We start from the raw sequence: 18,092 nt of genomic DNA, 5'->3' as shown, positions 1-18,092 counted from the left end.
AATCGACTCACTTGTCGAAGAACGAGTCTTCCTCACGATCGCCGACCTTGAGGTAGCGGTAGAACACTTCGAGTTGCAGCGTGCAGAGGCACTGGCGATAGATTTCATCCGCAGCATCTCCAGCGGGCCAGTTCGGCCGGCCGCGCTTGAACGAACCATCGGACTGCTGGGCACTGAGGATCTGGGGGAGGAATTGCTGATTGTAGAACTTCCAGTCGTCGCCGCCCTGTTGGAAGAACGCCTGGGTGTAGTAGTACCAGCAGTAGAGATTGCAGTTCTTGTTCCAGTCCAGCGGCTCAGCGGTGAGGAAATCACGCAGGAAGGCGATGCCTTTCTTGATCGGGGTGGTCTTGTTGCCTTTCGCCATGGTTTGCAGGCCGAGAATTCCCACGCCGGAGAGACTCCACTGATTGTAGTGAGCGTCACGGCTGGTGCCACCGAAGCCACCGTCCTTTGTCTGCTTGTCTTCGAGATACTTGGTCATCTTTGTAATGGAGCTGTGCAGGCCATCGATTTTCAAACTGGTGTTCTTGGCCGCCTTGAGAGCCTGAAACTGCCAGCCGGCCACGGAAAGGTCTTCGCGGCTCTTTTTGCCCGCGTAGAAGCCCGTTTCGCCATCATACACCCAGCTTCCGCTGTCCTGCTGGTTGTCGATGATGATCTTCACGCCCTGTTCGAAAGCTTCACGCATGCCAGGCAGGGATTTGCTGCCCAGTCGTGCCAGTGTGTACATCTCGCCGAGGGCGTAAGTCGCGATGCCGTGCTCATAGACTGGCGCGTTTCCCTTGAGTCCTTGGCTGAAGAGTTTGTTCTTGTTCGCTTTTTGGGTCTCGATGAGGAACATGATGCCCTTCATCACATTGTCGCCGTAGAACGGCGATTCCGGCGTCTCACAGCGGCCCAGATAGCACAGCAAGGCCAAGCCGGTCATCGCACACTTGTTGGTGCGGCCCCAGGAGCCGTCGGGGTTCTGCTTGCCCTTGAGCCATTCCAGCGACGCGCTCACCGCCGCCTCGCACTCCGGCGTCCCGCCGTTCTGCCGCAGCTTCTCCAAGCGCTCCTGCGTCGAACAACGCGCACGCATCGACGGCGGCAGCGTCACAAAGCCTGCCGCGCCGCCCATCCCCATCCCTTTGCCAAAGCCGCCGCCCGCTCCGCCCGTGCCAAATCCACCGCTCGCTCCCAGCGCTCCTCCGCCCATCATCGCGCTCACGTCGGGCATGTCCAACGCGTCCGGCGGCGCCTCCGGCAGGGTGATCGCCGAGTTCATGCTGGTGCTCACCAGCTTCTTCATCGGCATCGTCTTGTTGATCGAGCTGCGCTTCTTCTGCTGCACCTTGTGCTGCAAGTCCGCGCTGGCCTGCGCCCCCTGCTGCGTGCCGCCACCGGGCAGGAAATCGACCTGCTTGTCCATCACCCCGGTGCTGAACACGATGAACAGCGCCAGCACACCGAGCCCCGCGTGCACCAGGATGCTCATCATCAAGGCGCTGCCGCCCGCCTTGCGCCACATCTGCACGAACCTGTTGGGCGGCGGCCCCACTTCAATGTGGGTGAGCGCCGGCGGATGAAACACCTCGCCCTCGTGATGTTCGGCCACCAAGACAGGCTCGCCATCATCCGTCGGTGTCGCCATGGCCATCGGCGTGCTCGGCGCGGGCATCGACGGTGCCACCGCAGCAGGCGCGGGCATCGCCACGGGCACTGCGGCGCTGGCTGGTCTGGGCACGGCTGGAGCCACCGTGCCGGTGGAAGGGGAGGGCGCGGGCGGCGGCATCATCGCCGGCATCGGCATGGTGGGCATGTACCCGGGCGGGTAGCCCGGCATCTGAGGAGGATAGCCCTGCGGCATCGGATAACCCTGCGGATAACCCGGCATCTGCGGCGGATAGCCCTGCGGCATCGGATAACCCTGCGGATAACCCGGCATCTGCGGCGGATAGCCCTGTGGCATCGGATAACCCTGCGGATAGCCCGGCATCTGCGGCGGGTAGCCAGGAGGCGGCGCGTAGCCCGGTGGCAGCGGCTGCGTGGCCCCAGGATGCGGTGGATTGGCGGGATTGCCGGGCTGCTGCGGATTCATGGCGAGGGGGCTTTTTGGGATGAACGGATCAAAAGAAAAGAATGATCCAATTAACAGGACGTCCCGCCGCCCCTTTTCTTGGGGGCAGCGGTCAAAAATTGAAAAATGCAGGCATCAGAAGCCCACGTCGCTGCCAACGGTAAAGGTCACGTTCGCCACCTTGGCAACCGCGAGGGCGTTGAGCACGTCGATCACGCGCTCATAGGTGGCCTGTTCCTCAGCTTGAATGGTGACGATGACCTTGGCGTTGCGATTGTCGGCCTCCTGCTTGAGACGCATGAGCGTGGAAGTGAAATTGGGCAGTTTTTTGTCCGTAGGGCCGTCGAATTCTTCCTCGTTGAGCGTCACCGCACCGGTTTCCTCAACACCCACAATGATTTCATCCGGCATTTCCTGCGGCGCATCCGCAGAAGGCGGCGCGAGGCCGGGGAGCTGGCTCTTGAGCTCACGCTCGACCTTCACGGAACCGACCATGACCATGAAGAAGAGCATGATGACGAACACCACGTCGATCATGGGAGCGATCTGGAAGCCGACCTGCATCTGTTCGGTCTCGATTTCGCGGTGCTTTTTTTTGCCTGGGGCTGACATGAGGTGGAACGGTTATTCTTTGTTCAAAGCCGAGAAGGAGATGTCATCAATGCCCGCCTGGGCCACGACACTCATCACCCTTTGGATTTCGATGGCGGGAAGGCGCTTGTCGCCACGAATGACGACGCGGTACTTGGTGTTGCTCTCCTTGCGCTGGCGCAGCAGTTCCACCAAGGGCTCCACGATCTCGTATTTCGTGTCCTCGAAGGTGATGAGCGACTTGCCGTTGGTCCAGCGCACATTGAGCGCGGCCTCGTTCATCATGTTCTTTTCCTTTTTTTTAGCATCGCCAGCGACAGGGAGTTGAATCTCCTTGTCGATGCGCAACACCTGCGCCGAGGTGATGCTCATGAAGAAAATGAGCAGCACCAACAGCACGTCAATCATCGGAGCGATTTGAAACTCCGGTTCACCATCACCGCCACCGCCGCCGCCCATAGTGTTAGAAGGTCAAGGGTTGATATTTGAAAGGAATCATGAGCAAACCGGGGCAGTTACGCCGCATGGGCCGCATCACCAGCCACCCAGTTCGGAATGGCGGCGTAAAACTCTTCCTCGCCGACATGCGCGTCCTTGAGGTGCTGGTAGGGCATCTTGCGGAACAATCCCATGACGACCTCCTGAAGATCGGTGATGGAAACCTGCAAACGGTTGCGCAGGAAGTAAAAGAACATGAAGGCCGGCACGGCGATGAACAGACCGGAAGCCGTCGCGATGAGCACTTCGCCGATGGCGCCGGAAAGCTTGGCAGGATCGCCAGCACCGCTGGTCTTCAGGGTGGAGAAGGCGCTCATCATCCCGGTCACCGTGCCGGTCAGACCGATCATCGGCGTGCAGACCCCGATCACGGAAAGGTAATTGATGCGCGTCTGGATGGCGGAGTTCGCCTTGTTGAGTTCGGTGAACAGGGCCGCCTCCGTGGCTTCGTGCCCGTCACCGAGGAAACTGAGGGCGACGCGGCTGGTATTGGTGAAGGGGGACGGATTGCCTTTGCAGAACTGGTAGGCCCCGACGTAGTCGCCAGCGCGGAACAGATCCTGCACCTGGGCGACTTGGGCTGGAGGAGCCAGCCTCTTGATGCTGGTGCGCATCCAGAGATCGACCGTGAGCCAGACGAGGGCGATGGAACAGGCGGTGATGGGATACATCACCCAGCCGCCTTCGATGAAGCGGTCAATCATAGTGTGATGTTCTTCCACGGCAGGTGCACCTTCCGCTGGAGCAGGCTCTTGAGCGAAAAGATTGACGGAAGCGAATAGGCCGAACGCCAGCAGGACGCAGAGGAACGCGCGGGCGGGGCCGTTGGGGAGATGGCGGGTCATGGTGGTGGCGGTGTTGGTTTGCATGGAGTTGGGGGAATTTAGGCTTTCGGTTTGGAATCGGTGGGTGGGGCGGTTTCGCCTTCCTTCGGCTTCTGTTCGCCATCCGTGGCAGCAGTTTCTTCCTCGGCGACATTTTTCATTCCGGCAATCGCCGCTTTTTCCTTCGTGGCGGTATCAGCGACCTGCGACCCGGGATAAGAATCGACGATGCGCGCCAGGAAGGCGCTGGCGTCCTCGTAGCGCTTCATTTTGATGAGCGTCTTCGCCGCATTCAGTTCCGCCTCCGGCACGCGCTGCATTTGGGTACCATAAAAGACCGGAATGCGCAGGTAGGCCAGCAGCGCCTTCTCCCACTCCTTCTTCCGAGTGTGCACATCGGCGATGATGGCCCACAGTGAGGCGCCAATGGCGGAATCATCCGTCTCCTTCAGGATGCCCTGAGCCTCAGCAATGATGGCCGCATAGTCCGAAGTCGTCTGTCGCTCGATGTCGAGCTGGATGATGCGCAGGCGCATCTTCTGGGCTTCGGTAAGCTTCAGGGCACGCAGGGCGGGGAGCGATTTTACCACGTCATCGAATTTGCCGCCCTGGTTCAGGGCTTCGATATAGGCGAAGTAGATGTCCACATACCAGTTGCCTTCAATGCCTTCAAAATTCTCGAAGAAGTCACGGCCTTTCTTCAGGACGACGATGGCCTCCTCCGTCTTGCCTTTGGCAAGCAGATCGGCCGACTCGGTCAGTTCGGCGGGATAGGGCCACTCCAGCGAGTCGATGTTCTTTTTGTCCACCACGCTGGTGGCCTTCTGCTCGCCGATCTGGATGGTGCGGACGATCTTGCCGTCCTGGAGCGAAAATTCGGAGGAGAAGATGCGATTGCCGTCTTTGAGCACAATGGCCTGCCCAAAAGCAGAGCCTGCGATGGCGGCGAAGAAGGAGAGAAGCAGAGCGAACGTGCGCATGAAATAGGAGAGTTCGAGATTAGGGCAGTGTGGCACGAAGAGCCTTGGCGTCTTTCATCTCGGGCTGAGTTTCGAGGTCTTTGCGGGCGATCATCTCATCCAGCGTCTTCTTGGCCTCATCACGTTTGCCGAGGGCGATGAAGGACTTCGCGCACTGAAGATAGGCCTTGGCCATTTCATCCTTCCATTTTTGATGGGCGATAAACACACGCTGGAAGTAGGCGATGGCCGCCTCGTGCTTGCCGTTGCTGGCTTCGATCTCGCCGAGCATGCGCAATGCATTCGCGGTAGCCTGACCGCGCCATTCCTTGGTGTTGGCGATCTGCTCGAAAATTTTCTTTGCCTCATCAGGTTTTTTGAGTTTGGCAAGCGTCTTGGCCTCACCCTGCGTGGATTCGAGCACACGGGAACTGCCAGGGAAGGTTTGTGCCTCGCGGAACAGCTCCAGCGCCTTGTCGAACTCGCCCTTTTCATAAGCGATCTCGGCCAGGCCGACCGGTGCGCCATCGGCATACTCGCTGTCTTTGAAGAGATCCTTCAGGCGCATATAACAGGCGTTTGCCTTGTCCAGATCACCCTTCTTGCGAGCGCTGTCGCCCACGGTGGCCAGCAGCATCGGGCTGAGGTCGTCAGGTTTGGCCACCTCGATGATGATGTTGAAGAACTTCTCGGCCTTGTCAGCGATCTTCATCGTTTTGGCCAGCCAAGTCTTCGCAAAGAGAATGCGCATCTGCGCCGTGCCGTTCATCGCCTCCTGGGGCGGCGTGAGCAATGTTTCGAGCTGTTTTTCGACATCTTCGAAGGTGAGTTCCGGGGCTGGAGCCGGTGCAGGCGCAGGGGTAGCGGCTCCATCGGCAGGCTTCGTCGCATCTGCCGAGGGTGCGGGAGCTGCTGCGGTGCTGACACGACGACGTTTCGGGGCGCTGATGCTCACAAGCTGCTGGATCAAGCCTTCCACCTGCTGGTTCGCCGGGTTGGCGATGCGCGTCTTGATGTGTTCAGAGAGCAGCTTCTTGGCCTCTTCAAGTTTGCCGTCCTTGATGCTGGCACGGCTGATCCAGAGAATGGCCTTGAGCGCGAGGTCGTCATTGTCCTTGTGCGTGTTGTAGTACTTCTGCCACATCTCGGCCAGCTCCTTCCACTTGTTGCCACCCACATAGAGATCGGTGACCTGGTCCATGGCGTAATTGAGCACATCGTCGGTCTTGGCCTTGTCCACGGCGGCGGCGAAATTGATCGTCGCATTCTCATAATCCGCCTTTTGATTGTAAATGTCCCCCAGCAAAGCATGCACCTGGCCGATGTTTTGGTCATTCGGCGCATCCTTCACGATGCCCATCAATTCTTCCTGAGCGTCCTCCTTGTCACCCCCTTGGAAGTTGATGAAGGCCATGCGGTAGCGCGCATCGACAACATACTGCCCCTTCGGGTTCTCCTTGATGTAGGTCTTGAGGGCCTTCATCACGCTCTTGTAATCGTTCTGGTAGAAGTAGCTTAGCGCGATGCGGTAAAGGGCGTCGTCCTTGTAGGCCTCCTCATTGGGGAATTCCGAAATGAGCAGCTCAAAAGCCGTGCGTGCCTCGTCAAACTTCTGCATTTCAAACAGCACGCTGCCACGCAGGAAGCGCAGACGCGGCTTGTCGGCTTTCGGGAAGCTTTCGGCTTTCGCGAACGCGTCCACCGCCTCCTTCAACTGCTTGTTCTGGTAGGCCAGCATGCCATACATCTCGGAGACCTGGCCGATCTGCTCACTATCAGGGAAGTTGTCGATGAATTCCTGGCACAGCTCGCGGGCCTCCTTGATGCGCTTCAGGGCGGCATTCACCATGATCAGGCCAAACATGCACTTGTCCCGCTGCGGGAACTCCTTGAAGCCATCGACGATGACGTCAAACGCCAGGGTTGCCTGCCACAGCCGTGAGGCATCGCCCACGGTGCCGTCCTCCTTCGGCGCTCCCATCTCATAATAGCAGCGGCCCAGGCGGTAGTAGAGCGAGGCGTCGTAATCCGTGCGCTTCTCGATCTCCGCCATGATTTCCGTGTTCGCCTTGAGCTTGGTTTCGATTTCGTCCTTGCGCACGCCCTTGGCGGTTTTGAGCTGGCCCTCCAGCTTGGCCACCTGCTCCTTCTGGATGCGGGAGATTTCGGTCTTCTTGCGCACGAGCTGGTAGGCGCCGAGAGCTTCCTTGAAAGCCTTCTTCTCCATCATCTCATCGCCCAGCTTCAGGTAGATGTTGTTCATCTGAGCGATGCTGTCGCCACCGGAGGCAAAGTTGCGCACCTTGTCCATCAGCGCGCCGGCCTCGTCGAGCTTGCCGCTGCTGACATAAAGATTGGCCGCCATCATCGCCGCCTGAATGGACTCAGCGCTACGGATGCCGTCCGTGAGCACCGAAGACAGAATGGCAAGAGCCTCGTCTTTTTTATCCTGCTTGCTCAGAGCGTCTGCGATGATCAATCCTGCCTCGGCCTTCTTGTCTGGCGAGCTTGTCACCACCTCCTTCAGCACCGTAATCCCCTTGTCCTCCTGCTTGCTGGCGATGTACGAGCGGCCCAGCGCCATGCGCACATCGATGATCGCCGCGCCTTGAGGAAACTCCTTGATGAAGGCCTCCAGCGTCTCGATCGCCTTCGGATAGTTGCTCATGTTGTAATGGCAGGCGCCTTCAATGAACATGATGCCTTCGAAGGGCTTGTTGTTCAGGTTCTTCTTGGCCTGCTCAAGTTTGGACAGCGCCTCCTGATACTTCGCCTCGGCAAAAAGGCCGCCGGCGGCATTGACCAGCGCCTCAGTTTCCTGCTGAATATTTAACGCCGCCGGAGAGGCAGGTGCGGCAGGTGCTCCGGGAGCTGCGGGGGCACCCGGTGCGGCAGGCGGTGTCCCCGGCGCAGGAGGCGGAGCTTGGGAAAAAACAGGCGTGCTGGCGGCCAGGGCCAGAGCGGCGCAGAAAATCGGTCTCATGAGTTGCAGGGTGCGTTCCACTTCATGGCAGCATACGAAAAAAGAATGGCGGCGTGCAAGCTTGGAATTGCGCGCTGCATCGCGAATTATTGTGCAGGGTGGCTGGGCTGCTTGAGTGACTGACATTTTTTTCGGGAAAGAGTGCCGAGACTAGCAGGATGGTCATTTTTGTCACGGGAGAAAAAACAAAAGGACAAATTCCATCCGCGAAGACGGACCTTCGGCTTGAAAAGCTCGTCAGGCATCCGTCTGCCAGTCAAATCCATGCCCAATTTCTGATGTCCGGTGTTCAGCCGCCACTCCCCATTCGCCACTCCCCATTCGACATTCCACCTTCGTCATTCGACAGTCGCCCTCCATGCTCCCTCCCGTCCTCGAAGTCACTGATCTCACCTTCCGCCGCGGCCGTCCCATTCTCAAGGGCATCACCTGGCGTGTCGATCCCGGCCAGCACTGGTGCATCCTCGGCCCGAACGGCTGTGGCAAGACCTCCCTCATCAACCTCATCACCGGTTACGACAGCGCCACCAGCGGCACCCTGCGCATCGGCCGCAGCGTCTTTGGCGACGACGACTGGCGCGAGGTCCGCCGCCGGGTCGGTCTCGTCACGAACACCCTCGCCACTTATCTCGAAAGCAGCGAGCCCGTGCTTGATGTCATCGCCAGCGGACGCGAGGCCAAGCTCAACCTCATCGAACTCCCCTCCCCCGCCGTCCGCCGCGACGCTGCCCGCCTCCTCAAGCAAGTCGGCTGCGCTTATCTTCGCGACGCCCTCTGGGGTCCGCTTTCGCAGGGTGAAAAGCAAAAGGTGCTCATCTGCCGCGCCCTCATGGCGAAATTCAAAGTCCTCATCCTCGATGAACCCTGCGCCGGTCTCGATCCCGTCGCCCGCGAGCACTTTCTGCAATGGATGCAAAACCTCGCCGTCAAGCCGCGCGCCCCTTCCCTCGTCATGGTCACGCATCATGTGGAGGAAATCCTCCCCTGCATCACCCACGTCCTCATGCTGCGCGATGGACGTGTTCACGCCGCAGGCCCCAAGATGGAAATGCTTCACAGCAGCCATCTCAGCCAGATTTATGGCGCTTCCGTGAAGCTCTCACGCCATGGAGACCGTTATTCCCTCCGTCTTGTCTGATGATGACTCCTGAATCCAACCCACACCACACCGGCCATGAAAAGATTTTTGATCATTCTCCTGCTGCCGATCTTCGCCTCCGGCACCGATGTTCTCCTTGAACGCGTCCCTGAATCCGGTGTGCAGCCCCAGATCGTCACCACGAGCGATGGCACCCTGCATCTCGTCTATCTCAAGGGCGAGCCTCGTGGCTGCAATGTCCGCCACGTCACGAAGAAACCCGGTGCCACAGCCTGGAGCACCCCGCACACCGTCAACAGCACCCTCGGCTCAGCCGTCGCCGCCGGCACGATCCGCGGCGCCCAGATCGCCGTCGGCAAAGACGACTCGCTGCACATCGTCTGGAACGGCCCCGGCGGTAAACAGCAGCCTGCTCCGTTGCTCTACTCGCGCTCGCTCACTCATGGTGTCACCTTCGAGCCCCAGCGCGATTTACGAGCCGACACACAAGCCCTCGACGGCGGCGCCTCCGTCGCCGCCAGCGCGAAAGGCGAGGTCTTCGTCGTCTGGCATGGCGCTCCTGCCGATTCTGGTCCCGGCGAAATCAATCGCCGCGTCTTCATCCTCAAGTCCACCAACAACGGCCAAACCTTCGCCGCCCCGAAGATCGCCAACGCCGACGATCCCGGTGTCTGCGCCTGCTGCTCGCTCAAAGCCTTCGTCACGCCATCTGGCGAACTGCTCACGCTCTACCGTGCCGCCCGCAGCATGACCCAGCGCGACATCACCCTCATGACCTCCCGCGACGGCGGAGAAACCTTCCAGCATCGCGACGTCGGTCTCTGGGTCGTCAACATGTGCCCCATGAGCAGCGCCAGCGTCATCACCACCGGTAAGAACACCCGCGCCGCCTGGGAATCCGAAGGCAGGGTCTTCACCTCGCTGCTCGACACCACTTCCGACGCCGTCGCGGTTTCTCCTGACAAGGCACGTCATCCGGCGCTCGCCATCAATTCACGCGGCGAAACCCTCGTCTCGTGGAGCGTCGGCACCGGCTGGCAGAAAGGCGGCCAGCTCGCCTGGCTCGTGCTCGATTCCGGCGGCAAACCCACCTCCAATCGCGGCCTCAAACCCGGCGTCCCCGTCTGGGGCTTCACCGCCGCGTATGCCGAAGGTGATCGCTTCGTGATTCTCTATTGAATGGAACTCACCATCTGCCGCGTCATGCCTTTCTTGAAAGCCGCAACACTCGTCATTCTCACCCTCGCAGTCCCACTGCATGCGCAGCAGCCTTCACCGTTCACCCCCGGCTGGTTTCAATCCTCCGGCCTCATGTCCCTGCGAGATCGGCCACCCTTCAGCGCCAAAGTCACCGAGAAAAAAGGCACGCCCGGCAGCTTCACCCTCGCCCTTCAACATGCGGACGGCACCAAGACCTCCTTCACCTTGGTCGGTGGCGGCGAGGCCGAGCGCAAAATGTTCGCCCACTTCACTCTCGGCTCCGAATACAAGTTCCCCCAGGTCTTTGACGACGTACTCGGCAAGGACGCCCCCGTTTCTTCCCCCCGCATTTCCCCGATCTCCTCTACTTCAATCTCAACCTCCCCTCACTTTTTCACCCAGCAGGATTTCTCCTTTTCCACTCAGAAGCTCTCCCTGCTCGATCTCAACCGCTGCCCGCCCTTCCGCGCCAAAATCACCGGCAAAAAAATCACCCCCGACTCGATTTCGCTCACCATCGCCTGCACCGATGGCCGCACGCTCACCTTGCAGCACAGCGGCAATGCCAACCTCGACGAAGCACTCCGCATCGCCAAGCCGCTGGAGGAAGGACGCTTTTACGAATTCCCCATGAGCGTCCTCCCGCCCCATCAGGACGAGCCAACTCCGCCCACACCTGCGATGAAGGCCCTCGAACCGTTCATTGGCGAATGGGACGTCTCCAGCCTCGACAAGCCCGATCAAAAAATCCGCGTGCGCTACCACTGGAAGATCAATGGTTCCGGCCTCTGGCGCGAACACTCTGCCAAACAGGAAGGCAACGATGACTACCGCATGGCCAACGCGGCGTTGATCACTCACGACAGTACCACCGGGCGCTATGTGGAAACCCTGACCCGCAGCACATCGCTGCCGCCGCTGGAAAAGACCTGGGACGCCGCCACCCGCACCCTCAGCAGCATCAACTACATCAAATATCCCGGCAGTGAGCGCAAACACACCACCATCACTACCTTCAAAACTGACGACCGCATCGACTGGAAAACCACCGTCACCAGCAAGGAAGGCAAGTTCATCGAAGAATACCAAGGCCGCTACACCCGCATCAAACCTTGACCTCCCCATGACCTCGCGCAGCGGAATTTTGGCCGGCGGCAATTTCATCATCGACCACGTCAAGCTCATCGACGCTTGGCCGGAGCAGGACATGCTCACCTTCATCCGCAGTGAGACCTCTTCCAATGGCGGCGGTCCTTATAATGTACTCAAAGACCTCGCCGCCATGCGCGTCAGCTACCCGCTCGCCGCCGCCGGACTCGTCGGTAAAGACGCCAATGGCGACTGGATTCTGCGCGACTGCCAGTCCACCGGCATCGACATCACCCAACTCCGCCAAACCAACCAAGCACCGACAAGTTACACCGATGCCATGACTGTCTCCGGCACCGGACGCCGCACGTTTTTTCACCAACTCGGCGCCAACGCCCTCCTCGGTGAATCGCACTTCGATTTCACCCGCACGCAGGCCAAAATCTTCCACCTCGGCTACCTCATGCTCCTCAGCGAGATGGATCAGTTGCTTGATGATGGCCGCACCATCGCCAGCCGCGTGCTGGAGGCCGCGCAAACCGCTGGACTCCTCACCAGCGTCGATCTCGTCAGCGCCGACAATCCTCAATTCAGCCAGATCACCGCCGCCGCCCTGCCCTTCACCGATTTTCTCATCCTCAACGAAATCGAAGCCGGCAAAGCCGCCGGACTCGACATTAAGTCAACGCCGGTAGATCTCGCAAAAATCAAAACCGCCGCTCAGAAACTGCTCAGCCAGGGCGTCCGTCGCGAAGTCATCATTCACTTTGAAGCCGGGGCCATCGTGGCCGAAAAAAACGGCGCTGTTCATCACCAGTCCTCGCTCAAACTCCCCGCAGGTTTCATCGCCGGTGCCACCGGTGCTGGCGATGCCTTCGCCGCCGGTTATCTCCACGGCACCCACGAAAACGGGTCCATCCCCGACCGCCTCAAGCTCGCCGTCTGCACCGCCGCCATGTGCCTCACGCATCCGACTCCATCGCTGGGGCTCAAACCCGTCGCCGAATGTCTGGAACTCGCCACCGAGCTTGGTTTTCGCTGAAGCCATCGACTGACAGCCTCCTTTTCTACTAGCAGCCCATCTCCCGGCGCAGCCGTGCGCGTGTGATGGTGCTGTTCTGGTGAAACCACGCCTCCTTTTCAAAGCCCGCCAGGCTGTGGTCGGATTGCGCCGCGAACCATTCCACAAACTCGTGCCGCGTGGTGAAGACGCACCCACCGCGGCTGTTTGGCTTGAGCATGTCCGCAAGCGGCGGCGGCTGTCCGTCCCATGATTCATCATAGCAGTAATGCCCGTCGATGAACCACAGACCCATCCCGCAGAAGTCGCGATGATGATCAGTCACGCAGCGGCCCCGTTCGAGCTTGCCGGCCACGCATTCCGCCAGCGCGATGCCGTAGGGTGTCGTGTCAGGGGGCGGAAGATGCGAGACCATGACAAAAGATGTCGTGAAGCTGCCATGCCGTCAATGAAGCGTGCGTTGAGCCCGCAGCACCTCCGCCTCCCACGTCTGAAACTCCAGCCCGTCGAGCCGGCTTCCTCTGCCGTGCAGGCCAGCGGTCCGTCCTTTTCCCAGCTTCGATCTCCTGGCTGCTTGTCCGCCAACGACTGCCTCAAACTAGAGCCTGTTATTAACTTTTGCCGAATAGAGAAGAGAGCATGAGGGTCGCGAAGGCCAGCCAGTGCATGCCAGTCAGAGTCGAAGCCAGACGCTCGTAGTCCCTTGAGAGGCGCTTGAAGCGCGCCGCCCAGCCAAAACTGCGTTCCACCACCCAACGCTTTGGCAGCAGAACAAAACCCTTCTTGGCCTCCGAGAGTTTAACCACCTCCAGCTTGATGCCGTGCTGTTGCGCTTGGCGTGCAGGTTCCTCACCGGTGTAACCTTGATCCACATAGGCCAGTTGCACATTCTCTCCGGTGGCCTGCTGGATCTGTTCTGCAAGCTCACCGACCTGCGCGCGCTCCTGCTCGTCAGCCGCCGTCACTTTCACCGCCAGCAGATGCCCCAGAGTGTCCACAGCAATGTGCACCTTGCTGCCTTTGCGGCGCTTGTAGCCATCATAGCCCGCCCGGCCGCCGCTCTCTGGCGAGGACTGCAAGGTGCGGCCGTCCATGATGGCCGCCGTGGGCTGGGCCTTGCGTCCTTTGGCCAGACGTGAGAGTTCGCGCAGATCATGGGCCATGGCCTCAAAGCAGCACGCCTTCATCCAGCGCTGCGCCTGCTGATAAACGTTCTGCCAGGGCGGCAGGTCATGGGGCATCATGCGCCACTGGCAGCCGCAACGCACGATGTAGCGCAGCGCGTTGAAAAGCTCGCGCAGCGGATAGTCCCGCTGGGGCGCATCTTCCTTCATCAGCACCAAGTAGGGACGGCAAAAGTCCCATTCTGCATCGCTGACGTCACTGGTGTAGGCGGTTCTTGGCTTGTTGCTCGAAGGTTCCATCCCAAGCTTGTTGCTTGGACCCTCACCGGTGTACAGCACTTTTTAAAGTTAATAACAGGCTCTAACCGCCGACCTTGGTTTCCGCAGATGAGCCGCTTTCCTGCTCGCGCAGTTCATGCACGCATGCTAAACCGCGCGCATGTCCTCCCCACTCTTCAATCTCTCCGGCAAAGCAGCACTCGTCACTGGTGGCAGCAAAGGTCTTGGCAAGGCCATGGCACGCGGCTTCGCTGAAGCAGGTGCTGATGTCTTCATCTCCAGCCGCAACGCCGAGGAACTGAAAGCCGCCGCCGCTGAAATCGGCGAGGGCTTGAAGGTGCGCGTCGAATGGATGGTCGCCGACATGGCGGATCGTGCCGCCGTCAAAGCATTGGCCGCTGAAGCCGAGCAGCGCCTCGGCAAGATCGACATCCTCGTCAACAACGCTGGCATCAACAACCCACAAGCCATCGACGAGATCACCGACGAAGTCTGGGACCGCAACGTCGAGGTCGATCTCACCGCCGTCATGTCTTTGACCCGCGCCATCGTGCCCGGCATGAAGGCGCGCAAGTGGGGCCGCGTCATCCACATCTCCAGCGTGCTCGGTGTCGGCGGTCGCTTGAAGCGCAACGTGTATTGCGCCTGCAAAGCCGCGCTCATCGGCCTCGCCCGTGCCAGTGCTCTCGATCTCGGCCCCTACGGCATCACCGTGAACTGCCTCTGCCCCGGCCCCTTCCTCACCGACATGCCCGGCAAGCTGCTCAACGACGAGGAAAAGAAATACTTCGCCGACCGCACCGCTGTGAAACGCTGGGCCGCTCCCCGCGAACTCGCAGGCCCCGCCTTGATGCTCGCCAGCGAAGCCGGCAGTTACATCACCGGCCAGGGCATCGTCGTCGATGGCGGCGCTGCGGTGAACGTGCTGTGATCCGGCACGCTATTTTTTCTCCGCTTTGCCGAAGAACATCAGGTGCTGCCACGGCAGGCCGTCAAACTCGCGTTTCATCTCGAAGCCATTCGCGTTCATCTCCTTGTGGATCTGCGCCTTGCTCATCTTGTGCTCGGGTTTGATCGGCACCGTGTCGTCCTCGGCGCGGAATTCAACCAGTACGAGCAGCCCGTCCGGCTTCAAGGCAGCGCGCATTCCCGCGAGCATCTGCACGGGATGCGAGAACTCGTGATACACATCCACGAGCAGGATCATGTCGCAGGTGTTCGGCGGCAGCTTCGGGTCGTAGTAAAGGCCGACGATCGGCTCGATATTTTTCAATTCCTTCCTCGTGATGTTCTGGCGCAGCATCTCGATCATCTCCGGCTGCACATCCACCGCGAAGACCTTGCCCTTCGCCCCGACCATTTCGGCCAGCGGCAGCGTGTGGTAGCCGTTGCCGCAGCCCATGTCACACACGACCATGCCCGGCTTCACCTCAAGCTCCTCGCGCATTTTCGTCGTGGCCTCTTCGCGTTCACGCACGCGGCGCATCAGCCACTCCGCGCCTTTCCAGTGCATCGTCTGCGCGATCTGGCGGCCCATGTATTCCGTCAGCGCTGGCGGTGCCTCCTGGGCTGGCAGGTGGAGGGCGGCGATGAAGAGCAAACAGGTGGGCAGGCGCATGATGGTGAGCATCAAACGCCAGAATCCGTGGAAATGTAGCGAATTGGCCGCTCGAAAGACTTTTCCAGACTCGCGCTGGAAATCCCGGGGGGGCACCGTATCATCGCCGCCATGATTCGCCGTTTCATCGCCCGCCTGCTGCTGCCCCTGCTCGGAGCCGCAGGCATCGCCGCGCTCAATGCCCAGGATGCGCCTGAGCGCACCCCGCAGAAAAACCCCATCCCTGAGGATGTCATCGGGGATGAGCACGTACGCGAGGAGTTCGGCGTGAACGAGTTCACCACGCCCTCGATCCGCAAGCTCTTCGACATGCTCAACAAGGTGGGCAAGCTCCGCTACGACGACCTCAAGCGTCCGTTCACCGAGAAAACCCCCGCCGATCGTGTTTTGGTCTCCATGGGGCTTGGCACACTCATCGCGGATGGTTTCCTCATCGTGCAATGCGAGAAGGTCGAGGAGATGGAGAACGTGGGCCGCGCCATGATCAAATACGGCAAGGCGCTCGGTGCAGGCGGCCGCCTTTCCAAGCACCAGCAGAGTCTGTTTGAATACAGCCTCAAGGGCAACTGGCAGGACCTGCGCGTCGAACTCGCCAAAACCCAGGCCGATGTCGAGGCGGAGATGGTCCAGCTCCGCGATGTCGATATCGCGCACCTCATCAGCCTCGGCGGCTGGCTGCGCGCGCTCGAGATCGCCACCAAGAGCATCAACGACAACTACGCCGAGGAAAAAACGCGCCAGCTCACCCGTCGAGACATCGCCGAGTATTACCTGATGAGCCTCGACAGCCTGCATCCCAGCATCATGAAGAATCCCTCGCTGCAGACCCTGCGCAAAGGCCTGGAGGAAATGATCCCGCTCGTGGATGTCCCTGAAGGCAAGGCGCTGAGCCAGGAAGAAGTGAAGGTGCTCTATCAAAAGGCCTCTTCCTTGGCTCATGTCATCACCGACAAGATGAACGGCTGATCTCATTTCAGCTTCGCAACCCCACCTCATGGCAAACCTCTCCCCGCAACAGCGTCAACTCGTCGAACAATGGGCCGCTGAAGGCGCCACTCTCAATCAAATCCAGGACCGCCTCCGCAGCGAATGCAGCACCACGCTCACCTATATGGAGACGCGTCTTCTGCTCATGGAGCTGGGCGTCAAGATTCAAGACAAGCCGCGTGAAGTTCCGCCGGCGGAAAAGCCCGTCCCTCCAGCGCCCGCTCCCGGTGCAGACGGCGAACTCCCCGACGGAGAACCGTCCGCCGTAGCCCCGGCAGGCGGAGTCGATCTGAACATCATCGTCGATGAAGTCCCGCCGCCCGGCGCTCTCATCAGCGGCAAAGCCACCTTCAGCGACGGCACCACCATCATGTGGTTCTTGGACCAGATGGGCCGCTTCGGCATGCGCGGACCCACTGAGGACTACAAGCCGCCCGCCGCAGACATCCCCGTCTTCCAGCGCGAGCTCGACACCCTCCTCCAGCTTCGCGGCTTCTAGCGCGGCTCTTGACGCCTTGACTGTTGACCTCTTGACGTTCCCCCATGCTCCTCATCATCGACAACTACGACTCCTTCACCTACAACCTCGTCCAATACTTCGGCGAGATGGGAGCCGTCATGGAAATCCGCCGCAACGACCAGATCACGCTCGATGAGATCGAAAAGCTCAAGCCCGACCACATCTGCATCTCCCCCGGCCCCTGCACGCCCAAGGAAGCCGGCATCAGTTGCGCGGTGATCGAGCGCTTCGGTAAAACCACCCCGCTCCTCGGTGTCTGTCTCGGCCATCAGGCCATCGGCCACGTCTTCGGCGGCGATGTCGTCCGCGCCGGACGCCTCATGCACGGCAAGACCTCCATGATTCATCACACGGGCAAATCGGTCTTCAAAAACATGCCGGAACCCTTCGAGGCCACGCGCTACCATTCCCTCCTCGTCAAACGCGACACCTTGCCCGCCTGCCTCGAAATCACCGCCACCGCCAGCGATGACGACTCCGAGATCATGGGCCTCCGCCACAAAGAACTCCCCATCCACGGCGTCCAGTTCCATCCCGAGTCCATCCTCACCCAGGACGGCAAGCATCTGCTGAAGAACTTCCTGGAGATGTGATTCCTAGCAACCAAGGCCATGCCCTCTGCATCAAACCTCCTCCTCGCTTTAATGGTTGCTGTGCTGGGCATTTCCACAGCTCATGCAGAAGAGAGTGGTCCAGTCGCCAGAGCCAAGGAACGGGCTCAAGATGAATTCAACACCGGCTTGGAAGTTCTCCATGGGATGTATCGAAGGCGCATGGCCCAACTGATTACCAGCGCCACACGCGTGGAAGTGCTGCTGCTGGATTTTTCGTTTGGTGAAGAAAAGCGCGCCAAGCCAGCCCTCCAAGTGTTCGAGATCAAACCCTACTCGAAGAACACTCCCGTTCTCGCCAGTCATTTTTGCACCCCCAAAGAACGTGAAGAATTGCTTCCAGTGCTCTCGAATGCCATCGGTGGTCAGCCGCACATAGGTGGTGCCGCATGTCATTTCCCGATCCACGGCCTCCGCGTCTGGATCGGCCCAGAGATCGCCTTTGAGACGAGCATCTGTTGGTATTGCAGCAATTTCATAATGGAATACGGCAGAGGAGCTGCTTGGGAGAACCACACCGATGGTTTTCGTGATTTGAAGACACTTCTCATGCGCCTCATGCCTATTCCTGAAGATGAGGTGGCACGTTTCAAAAAGGGCCATGATGCTGGACCAGACGGGCACTAA

At 60.0% G+C, this 18,092-nt stretch carries 18 protein-coding genes; 9 read left to right on the top strand and 9 right to left on the bottom strand.

Annotated features, from left to right (window positions below; genetic code table 11):
* Window positions 1-7: 7 nt before the first annotated feature.
* The 6 genes from U1A53_RS26585 to U1A53_RS26560 all read right to left on the bottom strand — a co-directional run bounded on the left by U1A53_RS26585 (window position 8) and on the right by U1A53_RS26560 (window position 7,917).
* Window positions 8-2,083: a hypothetical protein gene (locus U1A53_RS26585; RefSeq protein WP_322284955.1), complete on the bottom strand. Its 2,076-nt coding sequence runs from the start codon at window positions 2,081-2,083 to the stop codon at window positions 8-10.
* Window positions 2,084-2,197: 114 nt separating this feature from the next.
* Window positions 2,198-2,674: a biopolymer transporter ExbD gene (locus tag U1A53_RS26580; RefSeq protein WP_322284954.1), complete on the bottom strand. Its 477-nt coding sequence runs from the start codon at window positions 2,672-2,674 to the stop codon at window positions 2,198-2,200.
* Between the two features lie 12 nt (window positions 2,675-2,686).
* On the bottom strand, window positions 2,687-3,112 hold the full coding sequence (locus U1A53_RS26575) for a biopolymer transporter ExbD (protein ID WP_322284953.1): 426 nt from the start codon (window positions 3,110-3,112) through the stop codon (window positions 2,687-2,689).
* A gap of 56 nt (window positions 3,113-3,168) precedes the next feature.
* Entirely contained in the window at window positions 3,169-3,996 is an 828-nt protein-coding gene (locus U1A53_RS26570; protein ID WP_322284952.1) for a MotA/TolQ/ExbB proton channel family protein, read from the bottom strand.
* Window positions 3,997-4,034: 38 nt separating this feature from the next.
* Window positions 4,035-4,955, bottom strand: a complete 921-nt coding sequence (locus U1A53_RS26565; protein WP_322284951.1) for a hypothetical protein — start codon at window positions 4,953-4,955, stop codon at window positions 4,035-4,037.
* 19 nt (window positions 4,956-4,974) lie between these two features.
* Window positions 4,975-7,917, bottom strand: a complete 2,943-nt coding sequence (locus tag U1A53_RS26560; protein ID WP_322284950.1) for a tetratricopeptide repeat protein — start codon at window positions 7,915-7,917, stop codon at window positions 4,975-4,977.
* Between the two features lie 358 nt (window positions 7,918-8,275).
* On the opposite strand from U1A53_RS26560, the gene U1A53_RS26555 reads away from it, so the two are divergent.
* Genes U1A53_RS26555 through U1A53_RS26540 form a run of 4 tightly spaced genes read left to right on the top strand, consistent with a single transcriptional unit; the run spans window position 8,276 to window position 12,347 of the window.
* Entirely contained in the window at window positions 8,276-9,055 is a 780-nt protein-coding gene (locus U1A53_RS26555; RefSeq protein ID WP_322284949.1) for an ATP-binding cassette domain-containing protein, read from the top strand.
* Window positions 9,056-9,091: 36 nt separating this feature from the next.
* Window positions 9,092-10,195, top strand: a complete 1,104-nt coding sequence (locus tag U1A53_RS26550) for a hypothetical protein (RefSeq protein ID WP_322284948.1) — start codon at window positions 9,092-9,094, stop codon at window positions 10,193-10,195.
* The gene (locus U1A53_RS26545) at window positions 10,196-11,332 is read left to right on the top strand and encodes a DUF1579 family protein (protein ID WP_322284947.1); all 1,137 of its coding nucleotides are present in this window, start codon (window positions 10,196-10,198) and stop codon (window positions 11,330-11,332) included.
* Window positions 11,333-11,339: 7 nt separating this feature from the next.
* A complete protein-coding gene (locus tag U1A53_RS26540) occupies window positions 11,340-12,347 on the top strand; it encodes a carbohydrate kinase family protein (protein WP_322284946.1) in 1,008 nt (335 codons plus the stop codon).
* Between the two features lie 28 nt (window positions 12,348-12,375).
* Here U1A53_RS26540 and U1A53_RS26535 read toward each other — a convergent pair whose 3' ends face one another.
* Both U1A53_RS26535 and U1A53_RS26530 read right to left on the bottom strand, forming a co-directional pair.
* Window positions 12,376-12,741 (bottom strand): hypothetical protein, encoded by a 366-nt coding sequence (locus U1A53_RS26535; protein WP_322284945.1) that lies wholly within the window; start codon window positions 12,739-12,741, stop codon window positions 12,376-12,378.
* Between the two features lie 196 nt (window positions 12,742-12,937).
* Window positions 12,938-13,750 (bottom strand): IS5 family transposase, encoded by an 813-nt coding sequence (locus tag U1A53_RS26530; protein ID WP_322284944.1) that lies wholly within the window; start codon window positions 13,748-13,750, stop codon window positions 12,938-12,940.
* Window positions 13,751-13,889: 139 nt separating this feature from the next.
* Here U1A53_RS26530 and U1A53_RS26525 point away from each other — a divergent pair, with 139 nt between their 5' ends.
* Window positions 13,890-14,660: an SDR family oxidoreductase gene (locus tag U1A53_RS26525; RefSeq protein WP_322284943.1), complete on the top strand. Its 771-nt coding sequence runs from the start codon at window positions 13,890-13,892 to the stop codon at window positions 14,658-14,660.
* A gap of 9 nt (window positions 14,661-14,669) precedes the next feature.
* On the opposite strand, the gene U1A53_RS26520 is transcribed toward U1A53_RS26525, so the two are convergent.
* Window positions 14,670-15,347, bottom strand: a complete 678-nt coding sequence (locus U1A53_RS26520; RefSeq protein ID WP_322284942.1) for a class I SAM-dependent methyltransferase — start codon at window positions 15,345-15,347, stop codon at window positions 14,670-14,672.
* Between the two features lie 111 nt (window positions 15,348-15,458).
* On the opposite strand from U1A53_RS26520, the gene U1A53_RS26515 reads away from it, so the two are divergent.
* Genes U1A53_RS26515 through U1A53_RS26500 form a run of 4 tightly spaced genes read left to right on the top strand, consistent with a single transcriptional unit; the run spans window position 15,459 to window position 18,092 of the window.
* Window positions 15,459-16,313, top strand: a complete 855-nt coding sequence (locus U1A53_RS26515; RefSeq protein WP_322284941.1) for a hypothetical protein — start codon at window positions 15,459-15,461, stop codon at window positions 16,311-16,313.
* A gap of 28 nt (window positions 16,314-16,341) precedes the next feature.
* Complete coding sequence (locus U1A53_RS26510; protein WP_322284939.1) at window positions 16,342-16,833, top strand: hypothetical protein; 492 nt, start codon at window positions 16,342-16,344, stop codon at window positions 16,831-16,833.
* A gap of 44 nt (window positions 16,834-16,877) precedes the next feature.
* The gene (locus U1A53_RS26505; protein WP_322284937.1) at window positions 16,878-17,447 is read left to right on the top strand and encodes an aminodeoxychorismate/anthranilate synthase component II; all 570 of its coding nucleotides are present in this window, start codon (window positions 16,878-16,880) and stop codon (window positions 17,445-17,447) included.
* Between the two features lie 51 nt (window positions 17,448-17,498).
* Window positions 17,499-18,092: a hypothetical protein gene (locus U1A53_RS26500; RefSeq protein WP_322284935.1), complete on the top strand. Its 594-nt coding sequence runs from the start codon at window positions 17,499-17,501 to the stop codon at window positions 18,090-18,092.

It is taken from the genome of Prosthecobacter sp. (assembly GCF_034366625.1).
Classification (GTDB): Bacteria; Verrucomicrobiota; Verrucomicrobiia; order Verrucomicrobiales; family Verrucomicrobiaceae; genus Prosthecobacter.
The sequence above is the reverse complement of the archived record's forward strand: the minus strand, read 5'-3'. Positions and strand labels throughout refer to the sequence as shown.